A 445-nucleotide genomic window follows, 5' to 3' on the forward strand; every position below is an offset into this window, starting at 1 on the left:
TGCTCGCGGACGCCGATCCCGACTCGTTGCTCGAACGCCTCGGCATCCTGGACCGGGTCGCGCAGTTCAGCGCCCGCGAGGCCGGAGCGGCCCGCAGCGCGGCTGACGTCGCGACGTCGCTGCGCGAGCAGGCGACCGCGGCGCAGGCCGAATCTCAACGGCAGGCCGACGAGGCGCTCGCCGCGGCGACCGCCGCGCGGGGACAGGCCGACGCCGAGTCCGCGAGCGTGGCGGCCGCCCAGGCGCGTCTCGACGACCTCTACGCCCAGCTCGCCGCCCTGAGGGCGACCACCGCGGCGCAGGAGCGCGCCGCCCGCGAGCGTGAGAAGGCGGCACAGGACGCGGCGGCTCCCTTCGGGGCGACGGGCGGCGGAGCGCAGGCGAGCGGGGCGACGAGCGTCGGCGGCGGGACGACGAGTGGATCGGGCGGATTGACCGGCGGCTC

1 pseudogene is annotated in these 445 nt (G+C 78.0%); it reads left to right on the forward strand.

Going from position 1 to position 445, the window contains the following annotated elements:
- Positions 1-445, forward strand: a pseudogene (locus DBR36_RS11430) (hypothetical protein); the annotation flags it as partial.

This window comes from Microbacterium sp. HMWF026, assembly GCF_003061325.1.
Classification (GTDB): Bacteria; Actinomycetota; Actinomycetes; order Actinomycetales; family Microbacteriaceae; genus Microbacterium; species Microbacterium testaceum_E.